General features: G+C 54.8%; 18 protein-coding genes and 1 pseudogene. 8 read left to right on the forward strand and 11 right to left on the reverse strand.

Annotated elements, in window-relative coordinates; genetic code table 11:
- Together FC75_RS12015 and FC75_RS12020 are read left to right on the forward strand one after the other, a co-directional pair.
- On the forward strand, window positions 1-466 hold a 466-nt coding region (locus FC75_RS12015; RefSeq protein WP_235808747.1), incomplete at its 5' end, for a hypothetical protein.
- A 427-nt stretch (window positions 467-893) separates the two neighbouring features.
- Window positions 894-1,415: a GNAT family N-acetyltransferase gene (locus FC75_RS12020; protein ID WP_056989981.1), complete on the forward strand. Its 522-nt coding sequence runs from the start codon at window positions 894-896 to the stop codon at window positions 1,413-1,415.
- 173 nt (window positions 1,416-1,588) lie between these two features.
- Here FC75_RS12020 and FC75_RS12025 read toward each other — a convergent pair whose 3' ends face one another.
- The 5 genes from FC75_RS12025 to FC75_RS12045 all read right to left on the reverse strand — a co-directional run bounded on the left by FC75_RS12025 (window position 1,589) and on the right by FC75_RS12045 (window position 5,875).
- On the reverse strand, window positions 1,589-2,221 hold the full coding sequence (locus FC75_RS12025; RefSeq protein WP_162261123.1) for a nuclear transport factor 2 family protein: 633 nt from the start codon (window positions 2,219-2,221) through the stop codon (window positions 1,589-1,591).
- A gap of 12 nt (window positions 2,222-2,233) precedes the next feature.
- Window positions 2,234-3,091 (reverse strand): MBL fold metallo-hydrolase, encoded by an 858-nt coding sequence (locus FC75_RS12030; RefSeq protein ID WP_056989982.1) that lies wholly within the window; start codon window positions 3,089-3,091, stop codon window positions 2,234-2,236.
- Between the two features lie 11 nt (window positions 3,092-3,102).
- Window positions 3,103-4,116: an amidohydrolase family protein gene (locus FC75_RS12035; RefSeq protein ID WP_162230900.1), complete on the reverse strand. Its 1,014-nt coding sequence runs from the start codon at window positions 4,114-4,116 to the stop codon at window positions 3,103-3,105.
- A gap of 109 nt (window positions 4,117-4,225) precedes the next feature.
- Complete coding sequence (locus tag FC75_RS12040; RefSeq protein WP_054662632.1) at window positions 4,226-4,798, reverse strand: hypothetical protein; 573 nt, start codon at window positions 4,796-4,798, stop codon at window positions 4,226-4,228.
- A gap of 186 nt (window positions 4,799-4,984) precedes the next feature.
- The gene (locus FC75_RS12045) at window positions 4,985-5,875 is read right to left on the reverse strand and encodes a LysR family transcriptional regulator (RefSeq protein WP_056989983.1); all 891 of its coding nucleotides are present in this window, start codon (window positions 5,873-5,875) and stop codon (window positions 4,985-4,987) included.
- Window positions 5,876-6,311: 436 nt separating this feature from the next.
- Here FC75_RS12045 and FC75_RS13265 point away from each other — a divergent pair.
- From FC75_RS13265 to FC75_RS12065, 4 genes and pseudogenes are all read left to right on the forward strand, one after another.
- Window positions 6,312-6,530, forward strand: a pseudogene (locus tag FC75_RS13265) (DapH/DapD/GlmU-related protein); the annotation flags it as partial.
- Between the two features lie 30 nt (window positions 6,531-6,560).
- Window positions 6,561-7,304 (forward strand): SDR family oxidoreductase, encoded by a 744-nt coding sequence (locus tag FC75_RS12055; protein WP_054662635.1) that lies wholly within the window; start codon window positions 6,561-6,563, stop codon window positions 7,302-7,304.
- Window positions 7,305-7,607: 303 nt separating this feature from the next.
- Window positions 7,608-8,078, forward strand: a complete 471-nt coding sequence (locus tag FC75_RS12060) for a flavodoxin (protein ID WP_225350701.1) — start codon at window positions 7,608-7,610, stop codon at window positions 8,076-8,078.
- 13 nt (window positions 8,079-8,091) lie between these two features.
- Window positions 8,092-9,129 (forward strand): zinc-dependent alcohol dehydrogenase family protein, encoded by a 1,038-nt coding sequence (locus FC75_RS12065; RefSeq protein WP_054662641.1) that lies wholly within the window; start codon window positions 8,092-8,094, stop codon window positions 9,127-9,129.
- A gap of 80 nt (window positions 9,130-9,209) precedes the next feature.
- Here the strand turns inward: FC75_RS12065 and FC75_RS12070 are convergent, their stop codons facing one another.
- The gene (locus FC75_RS12070; protein WP_054662644.1) at window positions 9,210-9,650 is read right to left on the reverse strand and encodes a MerR family transcriptional regulator; all 441 of its coding nucleotides are present in this window, start codon (window positions 9,648-9,650) and stop codon (window positions 9,210-9,212) included.
- 282 nt (window positions 9,651-9,932) lie between these two features.
- On the opposite strand from FC75_RS12070, the gene FC75_RS12075 reads away from it, so the two are divergent.
- Entirely contained in the window at window positions 9,933-10,583 is a 651-nt protein-coding gene (locus tag FC75_RS12075) for an NAD(P)H-binding protein (RefSeq protein ID WP_054662648.1), read from the forward strand.
- A 57-nt stretch (window positions 10,584-10,640) separates the two neighbouring features.
- Here FC75_RS12075 and FC75_RS12080 read toward each other — a convergent pair whose 3' ends face one another.
- Genes FC75_RS12080 through FC75_RS12085 form a run of 3 tightly spaced genes read right to left on the reverse strand, consistent with a single transcriptional unit; the run spans window position 10,641 to window position 11,787 of the window.
- Complete coding sequence (locus FC75_RS12080; RefSeq protein WP_056989984.1) at window positions 10,641-11,075, reverse strand: TMEM175 family protein; 435 nt, start codon at window positions 11,073-11,075, stop codon at window positions 10,641-10,643.
- Window positions 11,076-11,077: 2 nt separating this feature from the next.
- Entirely contained in the window at window positions 11,078-11,170 is a 93-nt protein-coding gene (locus FC75_RS13160) for a TMEM175 family protein (protein ID WP_263849553.1), read from the reverse strand.
- Window positions 11,167-11,787: a TetR/AcrR family transcriptional regulator C-terminal domain-containing protein gene (locus FC75_RS12085; RefSeq protein ID WP_054662654.1), complete on the reverse strand. Its 621-nt coding sequence runs from the start codon at window positions 11,785-11,787 to the stop codon at window positions 11,167-11,169. Before FC75_RS12085 ends, FC75_RS13160 begins: the two co-directional genes overlap by 4 nt.
- Before the next feature lie 212 nt (window positions 11,788-11,999).
- Here FC75_RS12085 and FC75_RS12090 point away from each other — a divergent pair, with 212 nt between their 5' ends.
- On the forward strand, window positions 12,000-13,058 hold the full coding sequence (locus tag FC75_RS12090; RefSeq protein ID WP_056989985.1) for an amidohydrolase family protein: 1,059 nt from the start codon (window positions 12,000-12,002) through the stop codon (window positions 13,056-13,058).
- A 171-nt stretch (window positions 13,059-13,229) separates the two neighbouring features.
- Here FC75_RS12090 and FC75_RS12900 read toward each other — a convergent pair whose 3' ends face one another.
- The gene (locus tag FC75_RS12900; RefSeq protein ID WP_164506147.1) at window positions 13,230-13,391 is read right to left on the reverse strand and encodes a hypothetical protein; all 162 of its coding nucleotides are present in this window, start codon (window positions 13,389-13,391) and stop codon (window positions 13,230-13,232) included.
- A gap of 292 nt (window positions 13,392-13,683) precedes the next feature.
- Complete coding sequence (locus tag FC75_RS12095) at window positions 13,684-14,757, reverse strand: GNAT family N-acetyltransferase (protein WP_056989986.1); 1,074 nt, start codon at window positions 14,755-14,757, stop codon at window positions 13,684-13,686.
- Between the last annotated feature and the right edge of the window lie 117 nt (window positions 14,758-14,874).

Genomic DNA, 14,874 nt, shown 5'->3' on the forward strand with positions numbered 1-14,874 from the left:
TCATGGCCTTTCTGGTCTAGTCGTCAGGGTGTTGCACTTGAATTGTAAACTGGGGTTTTTTAAGTATTACGCAATCGATGCGGATAAAAATCAGCAGCCCTCTGAGAACATTACCATCAAGCGTTGTCTGATAAACGATATCGGCCGGCTGATCAGCTACAATCGCGGCGACAAATCTGTCATGCAAAACGGCTCTTACATGCGGACACTGACTTTTGACTCTTGCGTGATCGATCACGTCTCGGCGCCATCCGTCATTCACGGCAACGGGACCGCGTTGACCGTCACCTTCACCCATGTTCAATTTGGGCATAACGAAGCGACCCAGCTACTTCAGCTGGATTCCTCAGTCGCAGTCATCTTAGAAGACGTCACCTTTCTTGAACCAACCATGATTAAGCAAGGCACCGATACGTGCTCGCTGTGCGGGCATGTGACTCGCATGGTACTGTCCGATAATGGCTAACTGGTATTCCTCGTTCATGGCATTAAAAAAGCAGCGTCTGCTCGCTGCTTGGCAACTCTATCCTAAGGAGGGGGATAAAAGACGCTGGAGGAAACGTCTTCGTGGAACCATCTCATATTGGAAGTGTCTTATCTCTTCCATAAATTAAGTTTACCAGATGAACGGATCACATTGCAAGCGCTTTCTGGAAAATCTTAATAGCATTCACCAATCCTGCTAGAAGGCGCTGTTATCGACCAGCACGACCGCAAACCAGTTGGACAACCCGGGCCCAAAACGCAGAGCCGTCGCGGTGCAGCGGCAGCCGCATAAAAATGCGTGAATAAGTTCAGTATCAGCAGCAAAATCACTCACCGAAGCGTAAGATTAACTGCAATAACGGACTGGCTGACACGTCAGCCTGCACAAACGGTTAAGGAGCTTTAACATGACCAATATCCAAATCATCCCTGTCACCGAACCCCAAATCCCCACACTGGTGCGCCTGGCCCGCACCACTTTTGCCGATACCTTCAACGCCAACACGGCCCCGGCCGACATGGCGGCCTTCCTAGACACGGCGTACTCGCCCGAACAGCTCACTCAGGAGCTGCACACGCTGGGCACGACTTTCTGGTTCATCACAGTCGCCGGCACCCCGGCCGGCTACCTTAAGCTCAACGTCGACGGCGCGGTGACCGCCGATGTGAAGGCGAAAAACGCGCTGGAGCTGGAGCGGATCTACATTTTACCAGCGTACAAGCGCCAAGGTCTGGGCAGCAAGCTTTACGCTCATGCGCTGAAAATGGCAAAGGACCGGCACAAGGACACCATCGCGCTCGGCGTCTGGGAACATAACGAACCGGCCAAGGCTTTTTACGCCGCACGCGGCTTCCACAAAGTCGGCGAGCACGCCTTTGTCGTGGGCAGCGACCCCCAGCGCGACTGGCTGATGGAGGCGGCGGTGTAGCACCATCCCTTACCAATCTTTCGAAATTAAAGTAAAAACTCTCCTCACGTTTGCGTATTCCTGCAAACATGGGGAGAGATTTGCTGTCATTTAAATTTAGTTGCCGCTTAGATGGAACGTGATGGGGACGCTGGTGATTCCGCGGGCTGCAGTGCCTTTTTATCTCTCACAGCCTACGCGAAGAACCAGTTGCTGGCGTCCGCGTATACTTTCTCGACTGTCACAGGCTTGTCATCGCCCGGCAGATCCGCACTGCTCTTGAGGCCGGTCCGGGCCAGGACGTAGCACAAGCCCTGGTAGCTTTCGCGGTAGGAAGCCAGCTCCTGCGTGTCGATCTTGATCGGTTGGCCAGGGACGACCGGGACCAACTCATCGCGTTCGTAAATGCAATCGCCGGACAGGATCTTCCAGACCCCGTTTTGCTTCTCCAACCGGGTGAAAATGCGCGCGTAGGAGTGCAAATCAACGGCCTGGCCGTCCAGCTTAATGCGCGGCGACAGCATCATCACCGTCATCTCACCAATCGCCTTGGTCCCATTGACCCAGACAGTGGTGTAATTGATTTTGTGTTTCGACCCACCGCCGTTGGCCTGCGCCAATTTTTCAAAATAACCCTTCGCGGGGCCGTCATACCAGGACACGTGAATCTGGGCGTCGTCACTGTAGCAGGCCGCCTCTTGGGCATACAGGCCGTTGTCCCGCGTGTAACGCTCGTACTCGAGTAGTTCGCGGATCTCGGCCCGGTCGGCGAGCGCTTGCTTATCAGTTTGATCCAGCGGGGCATCATAGAATTTTTTATCAGTCATCATAAAAACCTCCTAAATGTTGAGTGCGTTATACATAATGACAAAAGTCGTGCCAGCAATTTTGTGCGTCCGCGGATGCATGGTGTCACTGTCGGTGACTGGCCCGGTCGGCATCTGCGTAATCGGCGTATCGGTTTGACCGCCGCCCGCCTTGATGTCGGCGACCCCTTGGATCAAGGTGCTGAGCACGTGAGGTGGAAACGCGTCAACGCGGTGACCGCTGTAAAGCTGTGCGTCATCCCCGACCAGGTGTTGAAGCTTAGCCAACCCATTCGCCCAAACGGTGAGCGAGGCACAGCGCGCATCGTAAAGCTCGCTCATGGTCAGGGTAGCCAGGCTGTCGCCAGTAAAGCCCAAGTGCCGGTCAACATCGACAAACACCATGCTGCCGGCCGAGTGGCCTGGCAGAGCTAATGCGGTCAATGTGGTGCCGCCAAGGTCGAAGCGGTCGCCATCATGCAGCGGCTGATAGCTGAAACTGGCGTCTTGCGGCTCTTCGGCTTGCATGTGGGCAACCAGCTCAGCGTTGTGGCCACTGGCCACGTCAATCGCGTGCAGGCGAAAGCGCGGATCAAACGCGGCCTTCATCACCGCGTCGTCGGCGGGATTCATGTAAACCTGGTCGAACAACTCCGCTCCGCCGGTATGGTCGGGGTCACCGTGCGTCAGCAGGCAGATGACCGGAAGTTGGGTAATTTTACGAATTTCCTTCAGCAGGTCCCGGTCAATGCCGAACCCGGCATCGATCATTGCGGCGCGCTGAGTACCGACCACGAGCTGCTGGGAGAACTTGATGGGGCGATCTGTAATGTTTTCGCTGATGTTGTAGACGCCAGGGTCAACTTGCGTCAAGGTATATAAGTTTTTCATGAGGCCCCTCCTTAATTCAAATGCAGCAACGCGGCCGCATTCTGATTGGCGATTTTTTCCTGATCCGCTTGCGTCAAGTCAGATTCAGTCAGAAACTTCTGCGCGTCCGCCGGGTGATTGTAGGGGTAATCCAGCGAGTAAAGCAGATGATCGGCCCCGACCTCGGTCATGGCCAGCGTCAGCTGCGCCGGGAAGAACATCCCGCTTGGCGTGATGTAAAAGTTGTCGCGGTAGGTTTGGCTGATGCTGCGGTCGAGGTGGACAGTCAGGCCCAACGTTTGGTCCATCCGTTCGAGGAAATTCGGCACCATTTCGCCCCAGTGGCCGGTGATGATTTTGAGCTTCGGGTGGCGATCAAACACACCGGCCAGGATCAGGCGGATCATCTGCACGCCGAGGTCTTCGTGCCAGCCCCAGCCGGCGCCGGCAAAGGTGAAGGCGGTCAGCTCCGACCAGCCCTGGCCCTGATAGTAGTGCTCACTGATTTCTTCAGGGATCACTGCCGGATGGAAGTACAGCGGCACATCGAGTTCTTCAGCCTTGGCGAAAATGGGCTCGTACATCGGGTCGTCGAACATGTGCCCATCGTAGTAACCGTGAATCATCGCACCTTGCAGGCCGAGCTGCTTGACGGCGCGTTCGAGTTCCGCGGCGGCCGCTTCGGGATTGCCAACCGGCAACGTCGCCCAGCCGCCAAGACGGTCGGGATGCGCACTGATGGCCTTCGCTAAATCGTCATTCGCCATTTTGCACAGGTCAATGGCGACCTTTGGATCCAGATTTTGTGGCGTGTCGTCGCCGTAACCCATGATCTGCATCTGAATCTCGTTTTGATCCATGAAAGCCAGGCGCCGCTCACCGGCGCTGATGAGCTCAGTGTTGTCGCGCTTGGTCTTAGCAACAAACTCTTCAATGCTGTGGTCATCCGAATTTTTGTGCGGATTGGCCGGCTTTGGCATGTACGGCTTAGCAGCGTCATTAACGCGCTGTGATTCCCAGTGTTCTTCTAGTGTGATTAATTTCATGTTGGTTGCCTCCTGATTGAATAAACCCATTGTATGAGGCAGCACCTACTAAAAATAGCCGTGTTTGTTGTCAAACATGGCCATTCTGTCATTTTTCTTCGAATTGGGGTTATAGGTCGCGGAAAATCTTGGCCGGCGCCGGCAGCATCTTCTGAAAAATTGTGATCAACTGACTGCGGCTCAGCTCAGGGTGTTCGTTGACAACATCGGCGAAAGCGAGATACATGCGCGCCAGCAGGTCGATCATGATCCCCTTCATCGGAATGTTGGTCCCTTCAATACTGCTCACACGCCGAATCTCGCGGCTGAGGTACGCAACAATGAGATCGCCGGCGTGGGCCCAGCGGACCATGGCGATCAAATCGCGATGTGCAAGCAGCAAATCGACCTTCAAAGGCGCCCCTTCCTCACTGGGATCGAGAGCTTGATCGGCTTTTTGCAGGGCCGAATTGATGACCCGGGCGACGGTGACTTCGATAATTTCGCCAATACTGTCGTAATGCTGGTAATAGGTCTGGCGGGCGATTTTGGCTGTTTGACACAAGGCGCTCACGCTGATGTTGGCAAACGCCTCACCGGCATCGAAGTGCTGTTTCAAGGCAGCGAACAGCTTGTCCTGGGTCGCCTGCAGCCGCTTGTCAGGCGCCTGATAATAGGCAACTGGAATGTGAACTTTACTCATGACGCACCCTCCCTTGGTCGATGCAGCAATTGCCAGACTTTACATCTATTATACGGTCTAAATAGAAAGCATCATCGTGCCGCCAGAATTCAAGCGGTGAGTTCGAAGTCTCCCCCCTGACAGAGTTCCTTTGATTCCTTCGGCTAAACCAGAATTTGCCGTTGACAAGGCAAGTGCTGCCGTTATTTAATCGGCTGCTTTCTCACCTGGCAAGTTTGCCATCATCGCATCCAAAAAGGCGTGCGCGGCCGGTGACAGCTGCCCTGCTTTCGGCCAGATCAAGCTGGCATGTCCTTCCAGCTGTGGGTTCAGCGGAACGAATTGCAGATCCGTCCCTGTCGTATTGACGATGCCATCTAAACACACGGCCACACCGATCCCAGCGCTGACCATGAGTGATGCGTTATACAGCAGGTTGTAAGTCGCGACCACTGGAAACTGCTTGGCGCTGGCCCCCAGCCAATCCCGCAAACGGTCGACGCTGCCCCGCTGCCTGGTCATGATGACGGGTTGATTGTGCAAATCACTGGCGGTGACACCCTCAAGCTGCGCCAGTGGCGAAGTTTTTTTCACTAACACGCCCCAGCGGGTGGCGCCTGGCAGATTGATAAAATGATAATCCTGCTTGTCCGTCGGCTCCATGACGACCCCAAAATCAAAGAAGCCGGTCTGCATACGGGCGTGCACATCCTCCGCGTCGGTGCTGTAAATATTCGCTACGACTTTCGGGGCCGTCTCCCGCATGTGTCTGATGGCCGCCGCCACACTGACCATCATCGGGGCCTCAGCACTGCCGATCATCACGCTGCCGCGGACATCGTGCTTGCGCTGGACGTTTGCGACAGTTTTGTCCGCCAACAAAACGATCTGCCTTGCCTGCTGGGCGAAGTATTCCCCGGCGACGGTCAGCTCAATGCGACGCTGGCCGCGTTCGAACAGCGTCACGCCCAATTCAGCCTCCAGCTCGCTGAGCTGCCGGGAAATCGTCGGCTGCGACACGTGCAGCTTTGCGGCCGCCCGTGAGATGTTGCGCTCGTCGACCACCATCAGAAAATATCGCAGAACACGCAGCTCCATTGCGCCCACCTCCATGCTTTTTAGCTATAGTGTAGCATCCGACATAGGTATTAGACAGAACAGCCGGCCGTCTTTATGATAAATCTTGTCATCAAAAGGAGGTCATCTCGTGAGTATCCCATTGCCACAACTAATCAATGCCGGGGCGGTCAGCTGGACCGGCGCGCTGCCAGCGCAGGTTGACGCCATCGTGGCGCAAACTAGCGCGCAGCTGATTAGGTTCAATCAGACCAGCGAAGACGCCGCGCGCCGCACCCTGCTGGCTCACCTGCTGAATGCCCCACTACCTGCCACCTCGGCAATCAACCCACCGTTTCAAACCGACTTCGGCCCGCACACGTTTATCGGCGAGCACGTGTTCATCAACCGCGACTGCTTTTTCGTCGATTTGGGCGGCATCACCATTGAGGACCACGTCTTGCTTGGCCCGCGCGTGATGCTGATCTCCGTCGGCCATAACGAGGACCCGGCCTTCCGCCGCGACTTGGTACTCAAGTCCGTCCGCATCAAAAAAGGCGCCTGGCTGGGCGCCAATGTGACGGTCAATCCTGGCGTGACGATCGGCGAGAACGCCATCGTCGGCTCCGGCGCAGTCGTGACTCACGACGTCCCGGCCAACACCGTTGTGGCTGGCGTCCCGGCCAAAATTATCCGGCCCATTCGTCAAAATTAGGAGGAAATACTTATGATCGAAAATAAAGTTGTTGTCATTACCGGCGCCTCAAGCGGCATCGGTGCCGAAACCGCCAAGCTGCTCGCCAGCCACGGCGCCAAGGTCGTGCTGGGCGCGCGCCGCGAGGAAAAACTCAAGGCACTGACTAACGCCATCAACAACGCCGGCGGTCAGGCTGCTTACCGCGTCACTGATGTCACTAAGCCCGAGGACAGCAAGGCACTCGTGCAGCTGGCCAAGGATACGTTTGGCGGCATCGACGTGATGTTTTTGAACGCCGGCTTGATGCCGAACTCGCCTCTGTCCGCGCTGAAAGTTGAGGAGTGGAACCGCATCGTCGACGTCAACCTGAAAGGCGTGCTCAACGGCATCGCCGCCGCCCTGCCGATTTTTAAAGCGCAACAGTCCGGCCACTTCATCGCGACCAGCTCCGTCGCCGGCCTCAAGGCTTACCCTGGCGGTGCCGTTTACGGTGCGACCAAGTGGGCCGTTCGCGACCTGATGGAAGTGCTGCGCATGGAATCCGCTCAGGATCAAAGCAACATTCGCACCGCGACGATTTACCCCGCCGCGATCAAGACTGAGCTCCTGAACACCATCACGGACAAGGGAGTCGCCGCTAACATGAAGCACGAGTATGACACCTACGAGATTACGGCGGATCGCATCGCCAAAGTTGTCGAATTCGCCATCGATATGCCAGAAGACACCAACGTCAACGAGTTTACCGTTGGGCCGACGAACCAGCCGTGGTAAAGGCCACACTCAGCTAACAATGTGCACGCTTCTACGCGGTGATCCCTGGTCTCACTTTCTTCTGACTAAGGGGAACCGGACATAATAAATAGAAGTTACACAAGTGAAAGTACACCACAGGGTCAGGCGCGATTCTCACGCCCCCCAGCCCTGTGGTGTTTTTAGTTACAGCGTGGCTCAGATCTGCATCGAATTATTCCGGCTCGGCAAAATAATCTTCAAAATCCGCTTGCCTTACAGCTACTGTAATGGACTATGCTTCTTCATGAGCAATCCGGTTTGCCCATGAAGGAGGTCGATCATTTGAACAAAACACTAATTGCCTATTACTCTTGGTCTGGTCACACAGCGGCTTTAGCTGAGCGGTTGCACGCCCAAACTCATGCAGATCTATATGAGATCAAGGCCCCTGCAGACACCTTTTCAGTTGACATGTACGAAACCGCCGACATTGCAAAAGCGCAACTAAAGGCTGGTCAGCTGCCGCCACTGGCCGAGCCGCTACCAGACCTGAGCAAATACGACACTATCTTGGTTGGTGGCCCGGTCTGGTCCGGCGCCCCCGCTACGCCAGTGCTGAGCTTTTTAGCCGCAATTCCAGATGATGATGTTCGACTCGCCCCGTTCTATACCGACGCCGGTACGCCCGGCGATTACGAGGCAGTCTTCAAGCGCGCCGCGGGTAAGCATTCAATCGCGTCTGCCCTGGGTCTGCCAGGTTCAAAAGTGGCCACTGCCCAGACGCAAATTCAGCAATGGTTAAACCAACTATAAGGAGCAAATAAAAATGAAAACGACAGTATTTGAGAAACCTGGTAAAGTCGTCCTCAAGGATTTTCCCATGCCAGAAATTCAAGAACCCAAGGACGCGGTCGTCAAAATCCTGCGTGCCTGCGTCTGCGGCTCTGACCTCTGGTGGTTCCGCGGTCTCGACAAGCGCGAAACGGGCACCACGGCTGGGCATGAAGCAATTGGCATCGTGCAATCGGTTGGCGATGGGGTCACCCACGTTCAGCCCGGCGACTTCGTTATCTTACCGTTCACACATGGCTGCGGTCACTGTGCCGCCTGCAAGGCCGGATTCGAAGGCAACTGCCTGAATGCCAAGGGCCATGGCAGCAGCAGCTTTCAGGGCGAGTACGTTCGCTACACCGAGGCCGACTGGTCTCTGGTCAAGATTCCGGGGCAGCCTGAGGATTACACCGATGAGCAGCTCAATGACCTGCTGGCCCTCTCTGACGTCATGGCCACCGGCTACCACGCGGCGGCCAGCGCCGAAGTTCACCCAGGCGACACGGTCGTGGTCATGGGCGATGGTGCGGTCGGCCTGTGCGGTGTGATCGCCGCCAAGCTGATGGGGGCAACGCGCATTATCGCGATGAGCCGTCACGCCGATCGGCAAGCCATGGCACGCGAATTTGGCGCCACTGACATTGTCGAGGAACGCGGCGACGAGGCCGTTGCCAAGGTCCTCGCCATGACCGACGGCGGCGCGGACGCCGTGCTGGAATGTGTTGGCACAGCGCTGTCCGTTGATACCGCGATCAAGGTCGCGCGGCCAGGGGCCATCGTCGGCCGCGTGGGTGTGCCGCAAGAAGCGACCAATGCTAACGCGATGCCGTTTTGGACCAACGTCGGTCTGCGCGGCGGGATCGCCAGCGTGACGACCTACGACCGCGGCGTGTTGCTTGACGCAGTCCTGCAGGGCAAAATTCACCCGGGCCACGTCTTCACCCAGCGCTTCGACCTAGCAGATGTCCAGTCTGCCTATGAGGCCATGGACAAGCGCGAGGCCATCAAATCTTTGCTCATCGTCAGCAAGTAATTAACAAGCCACTCGCTGCCTAATCCAGAAAAATGCACGCTCACCTTGCCTGGTGGGCGTGCATTTTTCTAACTAGCTAACTATGCTTTGGTGAGCTGCATGTCTGGTGCTTTGTCCGGCGCTTCGGCCACGTTTGAAGGCTCATAACTATCCGGCTTTTGGTTGATCAAGACGTCAGCGTAATGGGCAACCTTCTTATTGATGGTTTCCAGATGGTGATTTAACTCATCGATTTCCTGAAGCGTCCGCTGCTGCTGGGCCAGCATAATCTGGTATCGCTCAGGCACGGTGTCACTGCCTGCAATGACCAAGTCCACATAATGCTTGATGTTGGCCAGCGGCATTCCTGTCTGGCGCAGGCACGTGATTAGGTGCACCCATTCCAGATCCACATCATCGAACACGCGATTGTTGTTCTCGTCCCGCTTCACGTATGGCAACAGGCCGTGATCATGGTAAAAGCGCACCGTATATGTGGTCAATCCCATTTTCTTTGCTACCTCTTGAACCGTGTATGTCATTGGTCTACCTCGTCTCTTGATTTTCTCTATCATAATCCCTTAGACCCACTGTAAGCCAAGCCCTAATTACAGTTACTTTAACCCCCGTGATGAAGGCATTACCGTTGGGCTACTCGCCAGCGACTAAAGCTTTCCCCCACACAGTTTTTATGCTAGAAGTCCCCAAAAGGCTGTCCTAACGGCGCCCAAAATTATTTTAAAAAAAGGCTTGCGCTTCAACCAACTGTAACCCTTAAGCTGATGACATCAACAAAAAGGGGTACACAAAATAGGAGGAACAACATGAAACTACTCATTTTAGCGGCGAACGGGCAAATTGCCCGCATCGTGGAACACCGGATTTTGACTGAACCGCAATTCAAAGGCGTTGAGTTGACCCTGGGTCTTCGGCGCGCAGAGCGGTTGGCTAGCCTCGCAGATAACCCGCGCGTGAAGGTCGTCGAGACTGATCTTGAGAATCCTGCATCAGTGTCTACCGCCGTCTTCGGACAGGATCTCGTCTTCGTTGCCGTCGTCGATCACGATGCCGATAATGCCATGACCAAAAACGTGATTGCCGCTATGAAGGGGCACCATGTTGACCGCGTCGTCTTCACCAATATCCTAGGGATCTATAACGAAGTCCCTGGTGAGTTCGGCGAATGGAACTTGAACCAAGTCCGCAGCGGCCTAGATGCCGCGATCAACTCGGATCGGCTGCTCGCCGCTTCTGGGCTGACCTACACCACCCTGCGGCTGCCATGGCTGAACGACCGAGACGAGGTGAAATACACCGTGACGACGAAGAGCCAGCCTTATAACGGTGTCTCCGGTTCTCGCCAAAGCATCGCCGATGTTGTGTTGAAAATCGTCGCAGACTCCAGTTACGCGGCTAACGACAGCATTGGCATCGCAGATCCCGATACCCAAGGGCAAACGCGACCAGTTTACTGATCGATCAACAAGGCACCTGGCAAAAAATTCGTCAGGCGCCTTTTGCGTACTTACTTTTCAGTACTTTTGCAGGCCCATGATCACCCAGAAAATGGCGGCAAGCAAGGTGACAATCATCATTGTCGGCGGAAAGGCGAAGGTCAACAGCAATGCCGCGCACTTCACCACCACGTCCCAAAACAGCAGGCGATTGCGAGGCGCATCCCCCAGCACCGACCGGTACAGTGCCAAGTTGGCCAGCGTCACGCCGATGATGATCAGGCCGTAGAAGACTTGCGCGCCGACGCTCATGAAGTGGGCCGAGACGATCCGCGTCGCATAAGGCACCAGCGAGCTAAAAAACAGCAACACGATACCGAGCCACGGCGCAGCCCGCGTGATCGTTTTAACCCGGCGCCAGTTGTTGTGCAGCCCGACCCACATTGCCCCGATCCAAAAGAAGCTGATAAAATACGCGATGAACTGATCTCTCAGGGCCCAAAAGCCGCCCACCGTTATTGCTCAGGCAGCTTCAGATCCAACACTAGAATGGTCATCACAATCGCCAACACGGCGTCGATAAACGTGGTCAAACGCTCTTTGCTCATAGGGACTCCTGCCTTTCAGACATGCCTAGCAGATCATACGGGCTTAAAAAGCGCGTTTTCATGATGATTGCGCAAACCGTCTCCGGTGACTCTGGGTTGGCGGACTGCAGCCAGGTCTTGACGATGCTAAACAAGCCAGAAATGATTAGCTCCCAGGCGTAATCTTGGGGAATCGTGGTCGTCACCGCCACCTGTCCTTTGAGTTGATTCAGCCGTTCACTAATCGAGGCGCGGACCATCTTCTCCAGCTGAAATTCAAAGCGCGGATCACCCGTTGGCCCGAACAGAACCTTGAACATGTCAAATTCCGCGGCCACCAAGCCGACGACCTCCCGCACCACGGGGTACGTCATCTCCCCGGTCCTTTCCGCTGTTGCGACAATCATCGTGTCCGCAAAGTCAGCGCGAAAGAACGCCGTGATTTGGCTGACCAGATTGTCCTCGTAATGCTCAAGTAGTGCGTATTTGTCAGCGTAGTGGAGGTAAAACGTCCCCCGATTGATACCCGCCGCCTGCGTGATATCACGCACCGAAATCTGCTCAAATGGCTTCATCCTCATCAAGGCAATGAACGCTTTCTTAATACTGCCCTCAGTTTCCACAATTTTCTTATGCACTGGCTCTGCCTCTCGGATTTAAATTTGTTTCTATTATTCGGCGCCAGTCAAAATAAATCAACACGCGGTTCAGTTGGTCACGAGATGGCCTACCCAATTGTGACAGTGAACTCAACACTTTATAGAAAGATGGTCATTGCCCGGACCCGTGAACCGTCCTACGATGGGTTTGAAATAGACGCGGTGTTGATAAAAAATTTGGAGATGTTCTGATGACTGGTATTATCGATGTTCACACGCACTACCTACCCAAGATCTACACTGAGGCATTAAAACGCCATATCCCAGGTAATCCAGACGGCTGGGCGACTCCTGATTGGACACCGGCAACGACCTTGGACTTCATGAAGAAGAATAATATTAGCTACTCGGTGCTGTCGCTGTCTTCGCCACACTTCAACTTTGGCGATCGGCAGGAGACACTGGAAATCGCGCGCAAGGCCAACGAAGAAGGCGAGCGCTTGACCATTGCCCACCCGGATCAGCTGGGCTACCTGGCCTCACTGCCGCTGCCGTATGTCAACGATGCAGTGACTGAGGTGAACTGGGCCCTCGCCCATCATGCCCGAGGCTTCACTGTCCCGACTAATACTCGCGGCATCTATTTTGGGTCGCCCATATTTGACGAGGTCTATGCGCAATTAAACGCGGCCAAAGCGGTCGTCGCGATGCACCCAAATCAGCCCTCAGACCTGCCTAAAAACGTCAATATCGACCTACCTACCCCCTTGATGGGGTTTTTCATCGACACGACGATGACCTTCATGAACTTGCTTGAATACCATTTCTTTGACCGTTTTCCCGACATCAAGCTGATTGTCCCTCATGCCGGGGCTTTTCTCGGGATTCTTGCCGACCGCGACGAGACGTTCGTAAAAGCGCAATACCAGACAGACCTGTTCGCGGCCATGAAGCACGTCTACTTTGACACTGCGGGCGCGGTTTTTCCCCGGCAACTGCCAATGCTGCTGACGCTCGCAGATGAGCAACACATTCTCTACGGCAGCGACATACCCTACACTGAACTGGGGCTTTCCAGTCAGCTGCTCAGCATAATCGTTGATGCCGACGATAAGAAAGCAAGCCGCAAGATGAAGCTGGTGCAAACCGCTCACCGTTTTGATCACTTTTACGCCAAGCACAAAAAACTCGCCGAAATCCCAACCCTGCTGGACATGGTCATCAAAATGATGAACGGTGCCGAGATCCTGACGCCAACGCTGAAGAAGGAGATTTTGACCGACAATGCGAAAACGCTGCTTGGCCTGTAAGCATACTTATTAGACAATAGCATCCCCGACTAAGCAGGGTTAAGACTTCCACGATGGTGTACCCTTGTTGATGACACCCAGCTGCTCAGTCTGCCCAGGCCTCACAAGAAAACAGGCGACCCCAAAGGACCGCCTGAGTGAAACTAGTATTTTCTCGTCAAGCTTGTACTTTTAATACTTGCCTTCGTTGCTAAACAGATAATAGATCAGCATGCCTGCGCCGAGCAGCGCGCACACCCCGCCGATGATGGGAACGACTTTGCCGAACTGAGTGACCGTCATAATGATGGCGCCGCCCACGAAGAGGAAGCCGCCAGCCTGCAAGTTTTTCATCGGGTATCTCCTTTCACGTATGTGCTCAAAGCTTATCATAATTCTTTATCAACTCGCACCATGAAAAGAGTTATCCTCGCCGACGCAACAAAAGCCTCGATGAGAGCCTTCAGTTCTCCTTCCTCAACTACGAGACTGGTGCATAAGGACGTCGAGATCAGGCCCAGCTACCCTTATCCCGACGTTTTTGCGTGGCCGCCATCAGCTTAAATATAATCAAAGAACAGCGTCTGACGTGAGGTAAAGGCCCGACTCAACTCAGTGATTTTCTGAGGATCGCCATGAACCTGCCCTAGCCAGGCCAGTTTCTCAAACGAGCGGACGCCAAGCTACCCTTAACCAGCTGCTGGCCAGCGATCTGGACCTGGGGCTCGGCATCGGTGCGTTCAACGAAGACTCGCCCGCCCTCAATCGCCAGTCGCCATGAGCCTGAGTTGACCGGCATAAACTCATCACTAAGCCCAATCACAATCGGGCCGAGGTCATTCGTGGTGTACGGGTAGCGCTGCAGAAAATCCTGCACGTTCAGCACTCGCACCATCCCAAACGCACGCGTCGTGCTGGTTAGTGCGCCCGGCTCCGGCAATAAATCTCCCAGCCAACCGGCATCGGGAGTGCGGTAGATATAGGTCTTGACCGTATTGCGGTGGGCGAAAGCAAATGCGACCAGCACCTGAGCAGTCTCAGCATCATCATAGAAGCATTCATCGACACTAAACTCGTCGTCGGCTCGTTTGTAGATTAGGTAGCCACTGGCATTCCCATCACGGTATGCGACTGCGGCCTGCAGCCCAGTATCACGCAACGGGCGCAGCTGCCACCACCATTTTTGGCGCACTAAACCACCGCGCCGGGTTGCCGGGTTTCGATCATACACCGTCTTGAGCGTAGGAATCGCGGTCGCCCATGCCTCACGGCGCACCTCAACGCCCGCCGGCATCTTCACCTTCGGCAGCCGCGCCGTTTTGACCTCATTGGTGGTCTCTGTGATGGCATCCTCAAACCCGAATCGCCGATAAAAAGGCGCTGAAAACGGCATGAGATACGCGAGTGTAAACCCTTGATCAACAAGTGTATCCAGCGCTCGCCGCATGAGCAATTCAATATTGCCCTGCCCACTGGCTTCGGGATATGAAGCAACGTCGCTGACGCCGGCCATCTTAAAAGTTGTTTCTCCCATCCGAACATCAAGATGAATCGCGGTGAGCGCACTGACCAGCGGTTCGCCAATACCCCAGGCGCTGGCATGCTGAAATTCCATGATATTTGCTTTTTCCTCATCGTCATCCATCGACCAGTCAAAAGCATATTTAAGCAGCTGTCGGTACTCTGCGTCGTCGCTGTCGTGTAGTTCTCTAATAGTCATACAGCCCTCCCAGACACAATGAAGTTAATATTCTCGTTTAGTTTTGCTTCTATTTTCTCGTTCATTGTAGTTGAAGCTTTGCTCCGTCGCACAAAAAAACGGACGCCCGTAAGCATC

It is taken from the genome of Lacticaseibacillus camelliae DSM 22697 = JCM 13995 (genome assembly GCF_001436615.1).
Lineage (GTDB): Bacteria > Bacillota > Bacilli > Lactobacillales > Lactobacillaceae > Lacticaseibacillus > Lacticaseibacillus camelliae.

Excerpts from the sequence above, each read along its gene's own strand:
- FC75_RS12095 (WP_056989986.1), bottom strand. The coding sequence starts at position 14,757 with ATGACTATTAGAGAACTACACGACAGCGACGACGCAGAGTACCGACAG.
- FC75_RS12900 (WP_164506147.1), bottom strand. The coding sequence starts at position 13,391 with ATGAAAAACTTGCAGGCTGGCGGCTTCCTCTTCGTGGGCGGCGCCATC.
- FC75_RS12040 (WP_054662632.1), bottom strand. The coding sequence starts at position 4,798 with ATGAGTAAAGTTCACATTCCAGTTGCCTATTATCAGGCGCCTGACAAG.
- FC75_RS12090 (WP_056989985.1), top strand. The coding sequence starts at position 12,000 with ATGACTGGTATTATCGATGTTCACACGCACTACCTACCCAAGATCTAC.
- FC75_RS12045 (WP_056989983.1), bottom strand. The coding sequence starts at position 5,875 with ATGGAGCTGCGTGTTCTGCGATATTTTCTGATGGTGGTCGACGAGCGC.
- FC75_RS13160 (WP_263849553.1), bottom strand. The coding sequence starts at position 11,170 with ATGAGCAAAGAGCGTTTGACCACGTTTATCGACGCCGTGTTGGCGATT.
- FC75_RS12020 (WP_056989981.1), top strand. The coding sequence starts at position 894 with ATGACCAATATCCAAATCATCCCTGTCACCGAACCCCAAATCCCCACA.
- FC75_RS12075 (WP_054662648.1), top strand. The coding sequence starts at position 9,933 with ATGAAACTACTCATTTTAGCGGCGAACGGGCAAATTGCCCGCATCGTG.
- FC75_RS12035 (WP_162230900.1), bottom strand. The coding sequence starts at position 4,116 with ATGAAATTAATCACACTAGAAGAACACTGGGAATCACAGCGCGTTAAT.
- FC75_RS12030 (WP_056989982.1), bottom strand. The coding sequence starts at position 3,091 with ATGAAAAACTTATATACCTTGACGCAAGTTGACCCTGGCGTCTACAAC.
- FC75_RS12025 (WP_162261123.1), bottom strand. The coding sequence starts at position 2,221 with ATGACTGATAAAAAATTCTATGATGCCCCGCTGGATCAAACTGATAAG.
- FC75_RS12055 (WP_054662635.1), top strand. The coding sequence starts at position 6,561 with ATGATCGAAAATAAAGTTGTTGTCATTACCGGCGCCTCAAGCGGCATC.
- FC75_RS12070 (WP_054662644.1), bottom strand. The coding sequence starts at position 9,650 with ATGACATACACGGTTCAAGAGGTAGCAAAGAAAATGGGATTGACCACA.
- FC75_RS12065 (WP_054662641.1), top strand. The coding sequence starts at position 8,092 with ATGAAAACGACAGTATTTGAGAAACCTGGTAAAGTCGTCCTCAAGGAT.